Genomic DNA, 17,449 nt, shown 5'->3' on the forward strand with positions numbered 1-17,449 from the left:
CGGGAATCGGTAAGGTAGCTTTTCGCTCGCTTGATCTGGTTGCGTGTCTGAGAAGCAACAAGACGCAGAGGTCTGCTCTACCGATTCCCCAATCCCGATTCCCTATTCCCGGCCATTACGCAACTCATCATGCGTGCGGAATGCCTGGCGAATGTGCTCGCGCAGCTCGTCGTCGTTCCAGGGCTTGGTCAGGAAACGGTAGATCGCGCCGCGGTTGATGGCCTCGGTGACGGTGGCCAGGTCGGTGTAGCCGGAGAGCACCAGGCGCACCGTGTCCGGGTAGAGCATCTTGACCCGGCCCAGGAACTCGGTGCCGCTCATGTCGCTCATGCGCTGGTCCGACAGGATCACCTGCACATCGTTGGTGGCCAGCAGGTCGAAGGCGTCGCGCACGTTGCCGGCTGCCAGAATCCGGTAACCGTCGCGGCGGAACAGCCGCACCAGCGAGCGCAGCACGTTTTCTTCGTCGTCCAGCAGCAAGAGCGTGCGGTCGGGGCGGCTTTCGGCAAATGATTCCGGGCGCAGGTAGCGGCGACGCAGTGCCATGCCGGCCGACTCGGCCGACATCGGCTCGCCGAACAGGTAGCCCTGGAAGATGTCGCAATCGTTGCGGCGCAAAAAGCCCAGCTGCGCCTGCGATTCGACGCCGTTGGCAATCACCGTCATGCCGAGCTGGTGGCCCATGGCGATGATGGCACGCGCAATCGCCGCCTCGCGGCTGCCGGCCGGTGCGCTCTTGATGAAGCTGCGGTCGATCTTGAGCCGGTCCACCGGGTAGCGCACCAACGCGCTCAGGCTGGAATCGCCGGTGCCGAAGTTGTCCAGGCTCAGGCTGATGCCTTCGTTGCGCAGATTGGCCATCGTCTCGTGGACGAAATTGACGTTGTTGGTCAGCGCGCTTTCGTTGATCTCCAGCGTGACGAACTGCGCCGGCACACCGGCGGTCTGCAGCATCGCCATGACTTCGTTGAAGAAGCCCGGGCGCAGCAGCTGCAGTGTGGAAACATTCACTGCAATGCTGAAATCGTCGAAACCCTGGTCGCGCCACAGCCGCGCCTGGCGTACTGCGTTCTGCAATACCCATTCGCCGATCTGCACGATCACGCCCAGGCGCTCGGCGGTACGCATGAAGCGTTCCGGCACCAGCATGCCCAGGGTGGGCGATTGCCAGCGCAGCAGCGCTTCCATGCCCACGATGCGGCCGTCGCGCGCACTCACCAGCGGCTGGTAGCGCAGACGCAATTCGCCGTGCGGAATCGCATCGACGATCTGCCGCGCAATGATGCTTTCGCTATGCGCGTTGGTGGCCGAGTTGCGCGTGTACAGCCGCACCGTGTTGCCGCCTTCGCGCGCGGCCTGGTAGCTGGCTTCTTCGGCGTAATCCAGCAGCGTGGACAATGAGGTGGAATGTTCAGGACACAGGCTGATGCCGACCTTGCCGGTCATGAACAAGGTATACGGCAGCACCGACAGCGGCAGTTCAAGTTGCTGGCGGATTTCCTCGGCAAAATCTTCCGGCAGGGGCGTGTCGTCGCGGCGCACCGCCACAACCACCATTTCATCGCTGCCGTGGCGCCACAGCTTGCCGCGCGTGCCGAGAAATTCCTGCAGCCTGCGCGCTGCCAGCGTCAGCGCCTGGTCGCCGACCTCGCCACTCATGTTCTCGTTGATCGAGGCGAAGTGATCGATATCGACGTGGAAGATCATCAGCGGCGGGCCGCCGGACGCGGCCGCATCCACCAGGTGCAGCAATTCGGGGTTGCCCGCGCCAAGCCGGGTGGGCTTGACGATTTCCAGTCCGGGCGGGATTACGGGACTCCACATGACTCAACGTCCACCATCGTCGTGGACGGACTCGCCGACCGGGTGATAGGGCAGGCGCAACGTCACGCGCGTGCCTGCTCCGGGGGCTGATTCTATCGCGAGCGTGCCGCCGACGGTTTGCGCACGCTCACGCATCACGATCAGCCCCAGCCCACGCGGACCCTCCGGCTCGAACCCATCGCCGTCGTCGCTGACTTCCAGGCGGAAACTGTCGCCATCGATCGAATGCAGACGCAGGTGCACTTCGCCGGCGCAGGCGTGCCGCAACGCATTGGTCAGGCTTTCCTGCGCGATCCGGAAGCAGGCCTGTTCGATCTCGTTGCCCGGCCGTTCCTCGAGTGCCTGAATATCGAGCTCCAGCCGAACCTGCGAGGCGCGGAACAGCATCGATGCCTGCCAACGCAGCGCTGCCTCCAGGCCCAGGGCATCGAGTTGTGGCGGGCGCAACAGCATCGACAGATTGCGCAGCTTGGTCACCGTGGTGTCGGCCAGCGACACGACTTCCAGCAAGTCCTCGCGGCGCGCGTCCGCGTCCGGCTCATCCAGGGCTGCGTGCGCAGACAACTTCATCGCAGTGATCGCTTGCCCGATGTCGTCATGCAGGTCGCGCGAGATGGCACGCCGCTCATCTTCCTGCAACGAAAACAGACGTTTGGCCATCGCCTGCAGTTCGGCATTGCTCTCGGCCAGGGCATCGCGCATGCGCTCGGGTTCGCTCAGATCGCGCACCACCAGCAACTTGCAGCTGCGTCCGCCGTAGCGGATGTCGCCGGCCGACAGACCTGCGTAGAAGGTGCTGCCGTCGCGACGACGCATCGCGCGTGCGCTGGAGACCGGCTCATTGCGATCGCTGCCTGCGCGCAGGTATTCGCGCACCACCGGCAGGTCGTTGTCGCCCACTAGGGTCTGCAGTGGTTCGCCCAGGATGGTTTCGCCCTGGAAGCCGAACTGGGCCGAGCCGGCCGCGTTGGCATACATCACATGCTCGTCGGCGAGAATCAGCACACCGTCGGGCAGCACGCGCACCAACTCGCGAAACTGCTCCTCGCGTTCGCGCAGCAGCCGGCGCGATTGCTCGCGTTCGCTCACGTCCTGCAAGGTGCCGTGCACATGGCGCACGCCGCTGGGGCTGGTCACGCTTTCGGCGCGCAGATGCACCGTGCGCGGTTGCGAATCGCCACCGGTCAGCGGCAGCAGCACATCGATCTGCACCTCGCCACCGGTACACATGTCTTCGATCATGCGTTCGATGCGCACCTGGGTCGCGCTGTCAGAGGCGGTCAGCAATTCTTCCAGCCGATGCTCACGCCGGTGCATCGGCACGCTGCGCCCCAGCAGGCGGTAGACCGCCGGCGAATAGCGCCCCAGGCCGGTGGTGCGATCCAGTTGCCAGGAGCCCAGCCGCGCGATGCTTTGCGCCTCTTCCAAGCGTTCGAGCGCCTCGTCGCGCAGATCCTGCGCCCGGCGCTCTTCGCTGCGGTCTACGGTGACGACCAGACGGGCAGGGCCGCTGGCCAGATGCAGCTGGTTGCTGCGCACCTCGACATGCCGCGGGCCGCTGCGCGTCATCAGGTCTTCGTTCAACACGCAGGTGGCATCCCCCTTGCCACGGATCTGCGCAATGATTTCTTCCAGCCGCTCGCCATCGGCATTGGGCCAGATCGCCTGCAGCGTCTGCTGCAGGAACTCGTCGCGCTCCCAGCCGAAGAATTCCAGCGCCGCCGGATTGGCGTCGAGGATGCGCATGGTGGCCAGGTCGTAAATGAAGGCCGGGCTGGGCAATGCCAGGAACTTGGCTTGCAGCAACGCCTCGGACTGCGCCAGCTGGGCGTACTCGTCCACGATCAAGCCGGTAAAGCGGCGCAGCACCAGGTGGATGACGATGCTGGACAGCACCAGAAAGCTCGCGTCCGACCAGCGCTCCGGCATGGCGGCGCCGGCCAGGTTGAGCAGCCGGTTGCCCAGCAGCAGCCAGATCACGCCAACCAGCAGGTACAGGCCGGTCAGTGTCCACAAGCCTTGCTGCAGGCGCTCGGCCAGACGGAGGCAGGAGACGGGGGCAGACGAAAATGCGGGCGCGGCGACGGGCTGTTGCATGGATCCGCGGACGACCTTGAGTGCTGGCGATGCGGCCATCTTAGCCGTAACTCGGGCCGGTTCGGTCCAGCTCGCAACAGGTGGCTCAACTATTGGCCGGCACGGCCGTTATCCATTGCGACTCCGAAGGCCGGGGTCGATTCTTCGGAGTGTTCCAGAGTGGACTCAGGCGTCATTGCAAGCATGCTGCAGCACCCGCTGACCTCGGCGGTGGTGTTGTTGGATGCGCATGGCCAGCCTCTGGCGGCCAACCGCGTTGCGCAATCCCTCGGATTGCCGGCAACCCTCGGCGCATACGCCGATGTGTTGGAAAGCAGCCGTGCCCAATTGGCCGAAAGCGGGGGCATGGCGCCCTGCGTATTGCCAGGCGCCGGCGGCGGGCGGCTGGAGGGCTGGCTGCGTGCGGTCTGCGACGAGCACGGCCAGATCATGGCATTCACCCTGAGCATTCCCGAGCCCAAAGGTGCCGATGGCACCAGTCGCTGGGAGATAGGCCTGGACAGCGCCGATCATGGCTTGTGGGATTGGGATATTCCGGCCGATGTGGTGTATCGCTCCGGGCGCTGGACGCGCATGCTCGGTTATTCCGAGCAGCCGCTGCCGAACAATCTCACTGCCTTGTCCGGGCTGATTCATCCGGAAGACCATGCGCATGTCAGCGCGGCGGTGCAGGCGCATCTGGAAGGCCGCACCGATACCTATGTGGCCGAATTTCGGCTACGCCAGCACGACGGCCAGTGGCGCTGGATCCTGGATCGCGGCCGCGTGGTATCGCGCACCGCCGACGGACGTCCGTTGCGCATGGTCGGCACGCATACCGACGTGCACCATCACAAATTGCTCGAGCAGCAGCTGCGCGATCAGCAGGCGCAGCTCGAAGAAGCCCAGCGCATTGCCAGCATGGGAAGCTGGAGCTGGGATTCGCATCACGATGCGCTGTGGGTGTCGCAGGATTTCCTGCAACAACTCGGCATGACCCAGGTTCGTCTGCAAGGCATCCGCGACATCCTGCGCCTGCTGGCTGGGCCTTCGGTTGCGCAACTGCGCAGCGCCTGGCGCAAGATCAAACACGAAGGTATGCCGGTGCACTTCGAGATGGAAATCAACGGCCTGCTCGGTGCCAACCCGCATCATCTGCGCGTGTGGGCACAGCCGGTGTTCGATGGCGACGGCAGCATGGTGCGCGTGCTTGGCCAGCTGCAGAACGTCACCGAACAACGCCAGACCGACGCGCTGATCCGTTGGCGCACCGAGCTGCTCAATCGCGTGTCCGCGTTGGGCAAGATCGGCGGCTGCGAGATCGAGGTCGACACCCGGCGCATGCAATGGACCGAGGAGTGCTATCGCATTCACGGCCTGCGCAAGGAAAACATCACCCTGGAGCAGGCGCTGTCGCTGTATACGCAGGATTCGCGCGACGCTTTCGAGGCGGCGCTGCTGCGTATCTCCGATGGCGGCCTGCCCGAGCAGCTGGAGCTGTGTTTCTATCGCAACTCCGGCCAGCGTGTCTGGGTGCAGGTGCTGATCGAACTGGATCGTCGTGAGGGCTTGCCGCCGCGGTTTGTTGCCTTGTTCCGCGATATCACCCGCGAGCGCGAAGCCAACGAGCGCATCGAGCTGCTTGCCCACTACGACCGTCTGACCGGTTTGCCGAACCGCTTCTTGTTGCGCGAGCAGGCAGAAAACGCCATTCGCGAAGCGAGCGAGCGCGGCCAGACGTTGGCAATGCTGTTGATCGATCTGGATGGCTTCAAAAGCATCAACGATTCGTTCGGCCACGCCACCGGCGACAACCTGCTCAAGCTGGCCTCGTCGCGCCTGCATCAACATCTGCGTAATAGCGACCTGTTCGGCCGCTTCAGCGACGACGAATTCATCGTGCTGCTGCGCGATATGTCCGAGCCCGAAGATGCCGGCCACGTGGCGCGCAAATTGATTGCTGCGCTGGGCGAGCCGCTGCGCAAGGAGCACGTCACCCTCAAGCTCGGCGCCAGCATCGGCATCGCGCTGCAGGGCGAAGGGCTGTCGGATTTCGATAGCCTCCTGCGCGCCGCCGACGCGGCGATGTACGCAGCCAAGGAGTCCGGGCGCAATACCTACCATTACTACAGCCAGGACGTGCTGCTGCGCGCGCAGCGCCGCCTGGAGCTGGAGCATGCGCTGCAAGGCGCGCTCGAGCGCGAAGAATTCACGCTGGTCTACCAACCGCTGGTCAACACCGTGGACGATGCATCGCCGGCGATCGAAGCGCTGATGCGCTGGAATCGCCCTGGCCATGGACCCTGCAGCCCGGTCGAATTCATCCCGATTGCCGAAGAATGCGGCGAGATCGTGCGTCTGGGCGAGTGGGTCATCGGCGAAGCGTGTCGTCAGGCCGTGGTCTGGGATCGGGCCGGGCTGCATTTCAGCCGCGTTGCGGTGAATGTGTCTGCGGTGCAATTGCGCGAACGCGGCTTTGCCGAGCGCGTGCTGGAAATCTGCCGCGACAATGGCTGGCCGCCTTCGCGCCTGGAGCTGGAGCTGACCGAATCTGCCTTGATTCGCGATTCGGACTCGCTGCGCCGCTGCTTCGAATTGTTCGAACAGAACGGCGTGCTGCTGGCGGTGGACGACTTCGGCACCGGCTTCTCCAACCTGCATTACCTCAACCGGTTCCCGGTACAGCGTCTGAAGATCGACCGCAGCTTCGTGCAAGGCATGCTCGACGACGCCAATACGGCCGAAGTCACCCAGGCCATCGTCCATCTGGGGCATGCCCTGGGCATGCAGGTGGTCGCAGAAGGCGTGGAAACCGTGCAGGAAGATGCACTGCTGCGCCAGCAGGGCTGCGACGAAATCCAGGGTTACTTCTACTCACGCCCGCTATCGCCGCGCGACATGGCGCAGTGGTTGCGCGAAGCCGACGCCGGCATACGGTTGGGCGCACGGCTGGTGATTGCCAACTGACCCAGTGCGTTGCGTGGGTTTGAGCCGCGGCGCATCCGCCCTACAGGTGTCGGTGTATATTGCCAAACGGGTCGAAGACATCAGACATGGCGAGCCATATCGGCGTTCTCACGCCGCTGATCACTTGTCAGGTCGGGTACGCAGGGCCTCACCAGTCACAGGGCAGGCCATGAGGGCGTCCCACACATACTTCGCGGCGGCATCAACGACGCTCAAGCTGACGTAAGCGACAGGGCCACAACCACGTCCTGGCGTCGAAGGCGGCGCGATGCCTTGCCGCTCGCGGGACACGCTGCTGGTCCATCTAGTGAAGTTCGATGGCGACCTCCATGCCGCGCCAACGCTCCCGCACTCGGCGAGGACATCGCACCCGAGCGTTGGCAGGTCGATAAGTGAAAAGCAGGGGGCGATGCACTGCGCACATCGCGCAGCGACCATCTCCACGGTCGCTGCGCGCCCGCCATCGCAGGACCTCGAACGGCATGGCTGCCGCGTAAGCTCTTACAGGCTGCAATGCATCTGTCCTGCGATGAGGCGCGCGCAAGGACCCGCAGCCACGCTACACATCAGCATCGGTGCAACTGGCGGGTCCACTTCCACTGCTGAAGTGGTTTGGGTTGCTCAGCCGGCAAAGACGCACTTCGAGTGTGTGCCGCAACAGGGGCGTGAGAGAGTTGCGACGCCGCGTAGCAGACGCGCAATTCCCTCGCGCAGGCTCGTTCCGATCGCGCGGTAGCGATCAAAGGCGCACGTTCAGTCATAAGAATCGCCGCAGACGGGCGGGCAGAGCTCACCTGACGCTGCAGGTGAGCGGTGTCGCGTGCGTGGGCACTGCTTGTCGGCAGAAGCGCCTTGGCGGCAAGGCGGGGCGCAAAGGCCTCAATCTCGGGCAGTGGAAACAACCAGCGGGGCGCCTGCCGAGGCATGCCCCGCTGTGCGGCGCTGGGCTTACCGCGCCGATCCGCTGACCGCGGCACCATCCAGACTGAGATCCCAGGCCACGGTTGCAAACAGCAGTTCTTCTTCGCTGCATGCACGGCGCGGGTTGATCAGGGCCAGCAGCTCCGCGCGTGCGCTGTGTTCCAGCCGTTCCAGCGCGGCCGGCATGCGGACGCGCCGCAATGCAGGCCTGGCCGCATCGCTTTGCGCGATGCGCTCGGCTTGTGCGGCTGCCAATGCAGCGGCCTGCAGTGCGGCGGTAGGGGCATCGATGGTCGGGGCAACAAGCGTCATGGGCGGAACACCAGGTCGTAACGGAACGACAAATCCCCGGAAGGCCGGGGAATGTCGGAATCAGCAGCTGCGTGGCGGCATCGGTCTTAGAACAACTCGACCGTGCCGGCACCCATGCCTTGCTGCGCCACCGGCTTGTGCGGCGGGCGCTCCCACTCCACGCGCATGTCGCGCAGGCGGTTGGACACCTTGGCCAGCGCGGCGACCAGATCGCTGTCGTATACGCCGCCATTGCGATGCAGCAGTTCCTGCAGCGCCACCGCTTCGCGGTTGATCGCGGTCAGGCGATCCAGGTGGGTGTGGATACCGCTCAGCGTCTGCGTGGCGATGTCCTCGAACTGCAGGGCACGCACCGCTTCGGCCACGCTGCCATCGATCGAGCGTGCGCATTCGGAGATCTCGCGCATGCCATCGCCCAACGAGGCGTTGATCTGGGCGACGTTCTCCAGCATGGCGGCCGATTCATGGCGCGCCTCGCGGGAGCGGTCCATGTGGCGCGAGGCCAGCTGCGAGACCGTTTCACGCACCTTGGCGATCGACTCCTTGGAGCTGTGTGCCAGCTTGCGGATCTGCTCGTTGAAGGTGGTGGAACGCTCGGACAGGTTGCGCACCTCGTCGGCAACCACGGCGAAGCCGCGACCGGCTTCACCGGCACGCGCTGCTTCGATGGCGGCGTTCAAGGCCAGCAGGTTGGTCTGGTCGGCAATCGACTTGACGTCTTCCAGCAGCGCGAAGATGCCATCCAGATGCTGCGCCATCTCGTCGATGTGATGGACGGTATTGGTACTTTGGCCGCTCACCTGTTCCAGCGCTTCCACCAACTGCTCCATGCGGGAGCTGGCGTGCTGGGCGAAGCGGGCGACGTCGACGCCGGCGCTGCCATCGTCACCGGCACGGTCGACGATGCGGGCCAGTGCCTGGCTTTGCTGACGCGATTTGCGATTCATCGCTTCGAAGCTGCCACCCAGGCCGGACACGGCCTGGCGGATCAGTTCGCGGGCACGCTCGACTTCCGAGCGCGAACCGTCGACTTCGTTGCTGACGAACGTGCGCAGTTCGTTGAGCAGTTGGTCCTGCTCGCGCAGGATGCGGGCCTGGTCCGGATTAGGCCGGAACTGGGAATACGTCACCCAGGCAGCGAAACCCAACCAACTGAGGGTCATGGTCGCCAGGATCGCCCAGCGCACCGAAGCGGGCCAGTCGAATCCGACAGCGAAGGGGAACAGCAAGGTCAGAGCCAAAGGAGCGGCTAGACGGATGAGTGGACGTGAATACATGGGCGTTCTCGGCAGAGTCACGGTTGCTGTATCGGCACTGCCCCCGTTGTCTTTAGCGACGATCGCCACATCGCCTGGCCCATTCAACCGCCGTTGGCGCGCGTCAGCGGCCGCTAGCGTGCAGATGCAGGCGGCTTTTTCGCGCCATTTAGCGCAACGCGCGGTCCACCGCTTCGATCATCGCGCGCTTGGCGAACAGGAAATCCCACAGGCTGCCGCCCATCTGCCGCCACAGCACCGCCGAGCGCACTGCTGCCAGCAACAGCGCGCGGATCTCCGCGACCACGCCGGCCTGGCCCAGGTAGTGCGGGTTGCCTTGGACCATGACCTTGGGCCGCAAGTGGCTGATGGTCTGTGCGTACAGCCCGCCGAGCGAGCTCAACACATCGGGGTGGCTGCTGTCGCCCAGCTGCTGGGCCTGGCGCGCTGCCGCGTCGATTCCGCTGGCGACAGTGGCGACGGTGCTGGCATCGCGCACGAACCGGCGCTCCAGCTGCAGCACGGCCAGCGCCAGGCGCGGCAGCACTTCGTCCTGGCCTTGGTTGCGGAAGTAGTTGTGCAGCAGGCGCAGGCCAGGCGCCAGCGCCGCTGCCGAGCCGTACACGGCCTCTGGCGAGGCGGCGTCCACCCGGAACACGCTGTCCATGGCGGTACGCACCGTCGCCGCTTCCGAATGCCCGGTCTCGGCGATCCGCCGCACCTGTTGCAGGGCCTGAGCGACGCCGGCAAGCGCCAGCACACGGTGATCCATGGAAACACTCATCAAGCCACTACCTCAGAGGAAAAAAGAAGATCCCGCCAACTGGCGTTCCAGCGGTGCGTCGGTGGCGGCGATGACCGCGCCGCCCAGGCACTCCTGCCCGTCGTACAGCACCAGCGACTGCCCCGGCGTCACCGCCCGTTGCGGCCGTTCGAAGCGCACCTGCACGCTGCCATCGTCCTGCACCTCCACCGTGCAGGGCTCGTCGGGCTGACGGTAGCGCGTCTGCGCAGTGCAGGTGAACCGGCGTGCCGGCGGCGCTCCGGTCACCCAGTGGGCTTGTTCGGACTGCAGCCAGCGCGATTGCAGCAGCGGGCTGTCGCGGTCCTGGTCCACATACAGCACATTGTTCGCCACATCCTTGCCGACCACATACCACGGCGCGGCCGCCCGTCCGCGCACGCCGCCGATGTTCAGCCCTTCGCGCTGGCCCAGGGTGAAATAGAACACCCCCGGATGCTCGGCGATGCGCTGCCCCTGCGGGTCGCGGATCTCGCCGGCGCGCGCGGGCAGGTAGCGGCCCAGAAACTCGCGGAAATCGCGTTCGCCGATGAAGCAGATGCCGGTGGAATCCTTCTTGGCATGGGTCGGCAAGCCGGCATCCTGGGCAATCCGGCGCAACGTGCTTTTTTCCAGGTCGCCGATCGGGAACAGGGTGGCGGCCAACTGCGCCTGCCCCAACTGATGCAGGAAATAACTCTGGTCCTTGCCGCGGTCGGCGCCACGTAGCAGCCGCCACCGCCCGCCGCGATGCGCCACCTGCGCGTAATGGCCGGTGGCGATGCGCTCGGCCCCCAGCGCCTGTGCTGCATCCAGAAAATGCTTGAACTTCACTTCGCGGTTGCACAACACGTCCGGGTTGGGCGTGCGTCCGGCCGCATATTCGGCCAGGAAATGCGCGAACACGCCGCTCCAGTATTCGCCGGAGAAATCGCGAAAATGAAACGGGATGCCCAGCACGCCGCACACCGCCACGGCATCGCGGCGGTCGTCTTCGGCGCGACAATCGCCGCTGCCGTCGTCGGCCCAGTTCTGCATGAACAGCCCCGCGATCGGCTCGCCTTGCTGCGCCAGCTTCCACGCCGCCACCGACGAATCCACGCCGCCGGACACACCCACCACAATCCGTGGCGTACTCATGCGACGTGCCGCACCAGGGAGAGCGGATAGCGCTGCCCGGCCAGGTAGTCGGCAACCACCTCCCACACCAGTGGGCTGCGCAGGCGCTCGGTGGAGGCGCGCAGTTCGTCCGGGGTCATCCACAGCGCGCGCACCACGCCGGTGTCGAGGCTGCGTTCGGAGTGATGGGCTAGCGCATCGGCAACGAATGCAAAGCGCAAAAAGCACTGTCCGTTGGGGGCAACCCATTGGTAGGTACCGATGAACTGGGTCAGGCGCACGTCCCAGCCAGTCTCCTCGAGGGTTTCGCGCACGGCCGCATCCAGCAGGCTTTCGTTCGGCTCCAGATGCCCGGCAGGCTGGTTCAACAGCAGGCGGCCGCCGATGGCTTCTTCCACCTGCAAAAAGCGTCCATCGCGCACCACGACGGTAGCCACGGTCACATCGGGATGCCAGCGTTGCTCTGGCGTACTCATCGAATCTGCTCCAACGCGGTCGACCACCTGTGCGCTGCTTGCGCGGCGGGGACGGCATTGCGGTGCCACCGCGGCACGGCTGCGCCGTCGTGTGCGGTGCGCATCGGGGCATCTGCGGTCGACGACGGCGCCAGCAGCTGCGCGGTCATGGGATCGGTCATCAAGGGCCAGCCAGGGAATTGGAGACAAATTGTGCGGGGCGCAGCGTAAATCGTCCAATGCGTGCAAGGTTGAACCGTATAATGGCCGGATGCCTCGGAATACCTCACACGAACACGACCACGGCCTGATGGTCGAAGCCAGCAAGCCCGAAGTGGCGCCACCGCCGCGCTACCAGGTGCTGTTGCTGAACGACGACTACACCCCGATGGACTTCGTGGTGACCGTCCTGGAGCAGTTTTTCAACCTGAATCTGGAGCAGGCCACCCAGATCATGTTGCACGTCCACACCCGCGGACGCGGCGTGTGCGGGGTCTACAGCCGAGAGGTTGCGGAGTCGAAAGTGGCCCAGGTCAACGAGTTTTCGCGCATGAACCAGCACCCGCTGCTGTGCACGATGGAACAGGCCTGAGGCGCCCGGCAGGTCATTCCAGCAGCGCAACAGTGTGGCTGCGATCACGTGCTAACGCTGTCTGAACATGCCTATCCGATAGGGTTGTGGAAAATCCCAACAAAAGCCGCATATTGTTGGCAACAGCCGTTCGGAGTTACCAATGTTCAGCAAAGACCTAGAGCAAACCATCGGCCAGTGCTACAAGCGAGCACGCGAGGCGCGTCATGAGTTCATGACCGTCGAGCACCTGCTGCTCTCGCTGCTGGACAACCCTTCCGCCCAGGCCGTGCTCAAGGCCTGTGGGGCAGACCAGGTGCGCCTGCACAATGACCTGGAACAGGCGATCGAGGCCTCGGTCTCGCGCCTGGCCGAGGACGACGGGCGCGACACGCAGCCCACCCTGGGATTCCAGCGGGTGTTGCAGCGCGCGGTCTACCACGTGCAATCCTCGGGCAAGAAGGAAGTCACCGGCGCCAACGTGCTGGTCGCGATCTTCGGCGAGAAGGACTCGCATGCGGTGTACTTCCTGAACCAACAGGACATCACCCGTCTCGATATCGTCAATTATCTCTCGCACGGCATCGCCAAGCTGGGCGAGGACGGCGAGCAGCCGTCCGCGCCGGATGGCGAGTCCAAGAGCGAAGGCGGCGAGGGCGAAGCCAAGGGCGACGCCCTGGCCGAGTTCGCCACCAATCTCAACGATCAGGCACGCAACGGCAAGATCGACCCGCTGGTCGGCCGTAGCGACGAGATCGAGCGCACCATCCAGGTCCTGTGCCGCCGGCGCAAGAACAACCCGCTGTACGTGGGCGAGGCCGGCGTCGGCAAGACCGCGATCGCCGAGGGCTTGGCCAAGCGTATCGTCGACAACGACGTGCCGGAAGTGCTCGCCGATGCGGTGATCTACTCGCTGGATCTGGGCGCCCTGGTGGCCGGCACCAAGTACCGCGGCGATTTCGAAAAGCGTCTCAAGGGCGTGCTGGCTGCGTTGAAGAAGGTGCCGAACGCGGTGCTGTTCATCGACGAAATCCACACGATCATCGGTGCCGGCTCGGCTTCGGGGGGCACCATGGACGCCTCCAATCTGATCAAGCCGGCGCTGTCGTCGGGCGAGCTGCGCTGCATCGGGTCGACCACGTTCCAGGAATATCGTGGCATTTTCGAGAAGGACCGTGCGCTGGCGCGTCGGTTCCAGAAGATCGATATCGTCGAGCCGACCGTGGGCGAGACCTTCGAAATCCTGCAGGGCCTCAAGCCCAAGTACGAGGCGCATCACGGCGTGACCTACGCCGATGACGCGCTACAGGCCGCCGTCGACCTGTCGGTGAAGCATATCGGCGACCGTTTGCTGCCGGACAAGGCGATCGACGTGATCGACGAGGCTGGTGCGCGTCAGCGTCTGCTGCCGGAAGGCAAGCGCAAGGAACTGATCGATATCGAAGAGATCGAGACCATCGTCGCCAAGATGGCGCGCATTCCGGCCAAGCAGGTCAGCGCGACCGACAAGGACGTGCTGCAGCACCTGGAGCGCAACCTGAAGATGGTGATCTTCGGGCAGAACCCGGCGATCGAGACGCTGGCCGGTTCGATCAAGCTGGCGCGCTCGGGTCTGGCCAATCCGGAAAAACCAATCGGCAACTTCCTGTTCGCCGGCCCCACCGGTGTCGGCAAGACCGAGGTCACCAAGCAGCTCGCGCTGCAGCTGGGGATCGAGCTGGTGCGTTTCGACATGTCCGAATACATGGAAGCGCACTCGATCAGCCGTCTCATCGGTGCGCCCCCGGGCTACGTCGGTTTCGATCAGGGCGGCTTGTTGACCGAAAAGATCGTCAAGACACCGCACTGCGTGCTGCTGCTGGACGAAGTGGAGAAAGCGCATCCGGACATCTTCAACATCCTGTTGCAGGTCATGGACCGCGGCATTCTGACCGACACCAACGGGCGCGAGGCCAACTTCAAGAACGTGATTTTGGTGATGACGACCAATGCCGGCGCCACGCAGGCATCGCGTCGGTCGATCGGTTTTACCAAGCAGGATCATTCCACCGATGCGATGGAGTCGATCCGTCGCGGTTTCACGCCCGAATTCCGCAACCGTCTGGATGCGATCGTGCAGTTCCAGCCCCTGGCGTTCGACCACATCCTGCGGGTGGTGGACAAGTTCATCATCGAACTGGAAATGCTGTTGCAGGAAAAGCACGTCTCCCTGTCGGCCACCCCGACCGCGCGCGACTGGCTGGCCCAGCATGGCTTCGATCCGCTGATGGGTGCGCGGCCGATGTCGCGGGTGATCCAGGAGAAGATCAAGCGCCCGCTCGCCGACGAACTGCTGTTCGGCAAGTTGGTGGACGGTGGCCGGGTCAGCATCGACGTCAAGGATGGCGAACTGGTGGTCGAGGCGCATCCGGAACCCGAACGCCTGCTGCCCGCGACGGTGGATTGATCGTAAGGTTGTTTTCGCAGTTAAGGAAAAGCCGCTCGAAAGAGCGGCTTTTTTACGTCTTCAGCGCGCATCGCGATCACGCACCCTGACGATGGCACGCTTGGCGGGGATGGCTGCTGGGTGATGCGTTTCTACGCTGCCAGCAAGTCTTGCCAAGCCGCCGGTGCGGAGCAGGGCAGTGCGTCCGGGTAGGTGCCTGTCACTGTGCGCTCGAATTGCGGGCACGACAAAAAGCGGCCAATGGCCGCCTCGCGTCTCGGTACCAGAACCGCTTACTTCATGCGGTAGGTAATACGACCCTTGGTCAGGTCGTAGGGAGTCATCTCAACTTTGACCCGGTCGCCGGTCAGGATGCGGATGTAGTTCTTGCGCATACGTCCGGAGATGTGGGCGATGATTTCATGCCCGTTCTCCAGCTTGACCCGGAACGTGGTGTTGGGAAGCGTCTCGCTGACGCTGCCTTCGAATTCAATGGAGTCGTCTTTCGACATGTAATCCTGTGCAGTCACGGCTGGCCCGGCAGGGCCGTAAGGGACGGCATTTTACGCGCCATCTCCCTGCGGTGCAAATTTTATGTTAAGCGGGTCTCACGCAGGTCGCTGGCGGCGTGTTCGCGGTAACGCGCAGACCAACTACCCGGCGGTTCCGTCAGGGCAACCTGGCGTTGCACCTGGTGCAAAAAGTCAGCGCGCGGCAAGCGTTCGGCGCCCAGGCTCAGCAGGTGCGGATTTTCCACCTGCGCATCGATCAGTGGCCACCCTCGGCCATGCAGATTGGCGGCCAAGGCGGCTAGTGCCACCTTGGAGCCGCCGCTTTCCCCGCTGAACATGCTTTCGCCAAAAAACATCCGGCCGATCGCGACGCCGTAGATCCCGCCAACCAGGCGCGCGCCGTCGAACACCTCGATCGAATGCGCGTGGCCGAGACGGTGCAAGGCGATATAGGCCTGCTGCATTTCCGCGGTGATCCAGGTGCCGTGCTGGCCAGGGCGCGGACTCGCAGCACAGGCGTCGATCACCTGTTCGAAGGCGGTATCGGCGCGAACCGTCCAGGTGCTTGCGCGAAGCTGGCGCTTGAAGCGAGAGGACAGGCGCACGCCGTCAGTGCGAAAGACCATGCGCGGATCCGGGCTCCACCACAGGATCGGTTGGCCCTCCGAATACCACGGGAAAATGCCGTGCGCGTACGCGTTGAGCAGGCGCTGGGGCGACAGATCTCCGCCAACGGCAAGCAGTCCGTCGGGATCGGTCAGGGCGGCCTCGGCAGGCGGGAATGGGGCCGAGGCGGAAGTGCCCAACACGGTGGGACGACGAAAGGGCGTCATCACGCCGGCCACCGGCCGGATCGCCACGGCGCGCCACGCAGGCATGGAAATGGAGCGGCAAAGGGCATGGGCAGGTGCCTGGTTCGGTTCCGGCGATGGTACAGGTGCGCCTGCGGAGCACCCAGCTGGCTCAAGCCCGTCGCTGCCGGTCCCAGCTGGCGTAGTGCTCGTGCAAGGTCTGCTCGACCGGACGGTAGTCCACGCCCAATTCCTGGCGCGAGCGCCGGTTGTCCAGGCCGAAGCGGATGCCGAGATGATTGCGAATGTACTTGGGGCTCAGCCCGAAGAAGGGGCCGAGTAGCCGCAACGCCAAACCGGGAATCTGCAGACGCGGCAACAGGTAAGGGCGGCGGTGGACCTTGCGCAGGAACCGCGCGATTTCCAGGAACGAGATCATCTGTGCCGAGGCGACGATGTAGCGGCCGTGCGCGCTGGGCCGCTTGGCCGCGGCGATGTGTGCGTTGGCAACTTCACGCACGTCCACCGTGGCAAAGCTCAGGTCCGGCACGCCATAGAAGAACAGGCCGCGCATCAGTTCGTCGAGCAGGAACAGGCTGCCCGAATCCGAGCCTGCGGCCGGGGACGGACCGAGCACCAGGCCGGGATTGATGCAGACCAGGTCCCAGCGCTGCTGCGCACGGGACATGGCCCACGCCTCCTGCTCGGCGACCACCTTGGAGTAGTGGTAGGGATTGTGATCGAGGCTGCTGGTGGTGTTGAAGAAGGCTTCTGACAGCGTTTGCCCGGGCATGTCCAGCACGTCGCGGTAGTCGCCGAAGATCGCGCCGATGGTGGACGTGAGCACCACCCGCTCGACGCTGGAAGTCGCGTTCACCGTGGTCAGCACGTTCCTGACGCCTTGCAGCGCGGGTTCCAGCAGTTGGGTGCGGCCGTTCTTGATCTTTTCCGGCATCAGGAACGGCGAGGCGACGTGATGCACCACAGAGCAGCCCTGCATCGCGTCGGCGAAGGAGCCGGGTACCAGCAGGTCTGCTTCGAACAACCGCAATCGGTCCGGGTGGTCCGCCTGCAGCTGCCGTAAGGGCCGCAGCTTGGGCGAATCGTGCAGGCTGCGCACGGTGGCGTGCACGGTGTCGCCCGCTTCCAGCAACTGCTTCACCAGCCGGCAGGCGACATAGCCACTACCGCCGGTGACCAACACCGTTTGCTTCATGGGCCGATTCCGGTGCGGGCGACATGCCCGAATCAATAGTCAACGCTAGCATATTCTGCGGTAGCGTCCGCAAGTTCGGAATGATCGGGTACCAGGCACGGCAAATGCGCGGCTTGCGCAAGGGCTACGATGAGGACTGATGAACGGGTCTCGCGCGACGGCGCAGAGGCCTGCCACGTCGGCCTGCCACGTCAGGCGGTGCCTGGATTTGTGCGGCGGCGGT

General features: G+C 64.6%; 13 protein-coding genes. 3 read left to right on the forward strand and 10 right to left on the reverse strand.

Annotation, left to right across the window (positions count from 1 at the left end):
- Positions 1–102: 102 nt before the first annotated feature.
- On the reverse strand, positions 103–1,824 hold the full coding sequence (locus tag ACDH77_RS09790; protein WP_008575790.1) for an EAL domain-containing protein: 1,722 nt from the start codon (positions 1,822–1,824) through the stop codon (positions 103–105).
- Positions 1,825–1,827: 3 nt separating this feature from the next.
- The gene (locus ACDH77_RS09795) at positions 1,828–3,960 is read right to left on the reverse strand and encodes a PAS domain S-box protein (RefSeq protein WP_008575789.1); all 2,133 of its coding nucleotides are present in this window, start codon (positions 3,958–3,960) and stop codon (positions 1,828–1,830) included.
- A gap of 120 nt (positions 3,961–4,080) precedes the next feature.
- On the opposite strand from ACDH77_RS09795, the gene ACDH77_RS09800 reads away from it, so the two are divergent.
- Positions 4,081–6,867, forward strand: coding sequence for an EAL domain-containing protein (locus ACDH77_RS09800; RefSeq protein ID WP_218488799.1), 2,787 nt, complete (start codon positions 4,081–4,083; stop codon positions 6,865–6,867).
- Between the two features lie 948 nt (positions 6,868–7,815).
- On the opposite strand, the gene ACDH77_RS09805 is transcribed toward ACDH77_RS09800, so the two are convergent.
- From ACDH77_RS09805 to ACDH77_RS09825, 5 genes are all read right to left on the reverse strand, one after another.
- Positions 7,816–8,100, reverse strand: a complete 285-nt coding sequence (locus tag ACDH77_RS09805; RefSeq protein ID WP_008575786.1) for a hypothetical protein — start codon at positions 8,098–8,100, stop codon at positions 7,816–7,818.
- An 86-nt stretch (positions 8,101–8,186) separates the two neighbouring features.
- Complete coding sequence (locus ACDH77_RS09810; RefSeq protein ID WP_014090132.1) at positions 8,187–9,464, reverse strand: methyl-accepting chemotaxis protein; 1,278 nt, start codon at positions 9,462–9,464, stop codon at positions 8,187–8,189.
- Positions 9,465–9,525: 61 nt separating this feature from the next.
- The gene (hflD, locus tag ACDH77_RS09815) at positions 9,526–10,140 is read right to left on the reverse strand and encodes a high frequency lysogenization protein HflD (protein ID WP_029819372.1); all 615 of its coding nucleotides are present in this window, start codon (positions 10,138–10,140) and stop codon (positions 9,526–9,528) included.
- A gap of 12 nt (positions 10,141–10,152) precedes the next feature.
- Positions 10,153–11,277 (reverse strand): tRNA 2-thiouridine(34) synthase MnmA, encoded by a 1,125-nt coding sequence (gene mnmA, locus ACDH77_RS09820; protein WP_218488800.1) that lies wholly within the window; start codon positions 11,275–11,277, stop codon positions 10,153–10,155.
- Positions 11,274–11,732, reverse strand: a complete 459-nt coding sequence (locus ACDH77_RS09825) for an NUDIX hydrolase (RefSeq protein WP_008575782.1) — start codon at positions 11,730–11,732, stop codon at positions 11,274–11,276. Before ACDH77_RS09825 ends, mnmA begins: the two co-directional genes overlap by 4 nt.
- Before the next feature lie 250 nt (positions 11,733–11,982).
- On the opposite strand from ACDH77_RS09825, the gene clpS reads away from it, so the two are divergent.
- Together clpS and clpA are read left to right on the forward strand one after the other, a co-directional pair.
- Entirely contained in the window at positions 11,983–12,303 is a 321-nt protein-coding gene (clpS, locus tag ACDH77_RS09830; RefSeq protein ID WP_005914463.1) for an ATP-dependent Clp protease adapter ClpS, read from the forward strand.
- Between the two features lie 142 nt (positions 12,304–12,445).
- Positions 12,446–14,728 carry an ATP-dependent Clp protease ATP-binding subunit ClpA gene (gene clpA, locus ACDH77_RS09835; RefSeq protein ID WP_008575777.1) on the forward strand — a complete coding sequence of 761 codons (2,283 nt, stop codon included), beginning with the start codon at positions 12,446–12,448 and terminating at the stop codon, positions 14,726–14,728.
- Between the two features lie 272 nt (positions 14,729–15,000).
- Here the strand turns inward: clpA and infA are convergent, their stop codons facing one another.
- The 3 genes from infA to ACDH77_RS09850 all read right to left on the reverse strand — a co-directional run bounded on the left by infA (position 15,001) and on the right by ACDH77_RS09850 (position 17,226).
- Positions 15,001–15,219 (reverse strand): translation initiation factor IF-1, encoded by a 219-nt coding sequence (gene infA, locus ACDH77_RS09840; protein ID WP_002813418.1) that lies wholly within the window; start codon positions 15,217–15,219, stop codon positions 15,001–15,003.
- 80 nt (positions 15,220–15,299) lie between these two features.
- Positions 15,300–16,052, reverse strand: a complete 753-nt coding sequence (aat, locus tag ACDH77_RS09845) for a leucyl/phenylalanyl-tRNA--protein transferase (RefSeq protein WP_031422582.1) — start codon at positions 16,050–16,052, stop codon at positions 15,300–15,302.
- A gap of 130 nt (positions 16,053–16,182) precedes the next feature.
- Positions 16,183–17,226, reverse strand: a complete 1,044-nt coding sequence (locus tag ACDH77_RS09850; protein ID WP_057681712.1) for an NAD-dependent epimerase/dehydratase family protein — start codon at positions 17,224–17,226, stop codon at positions 16,183–16,185.
- Positions 17,227–17,449: the final 223 nt, after the last annotated feature.

The sequence above is a fragment of the Xanthomonas axonopodis pv. maculifoliigardeniae genome, from assembly GCF_041519315.1.
GTDB classification, from domain to species: Bacteria; Pseudomonadota; Gammaproteobacteria; order Xanthomonadales; family Xanthomonadaceae; genus Xanthomonas; species Xanthomonas euvesicatoria.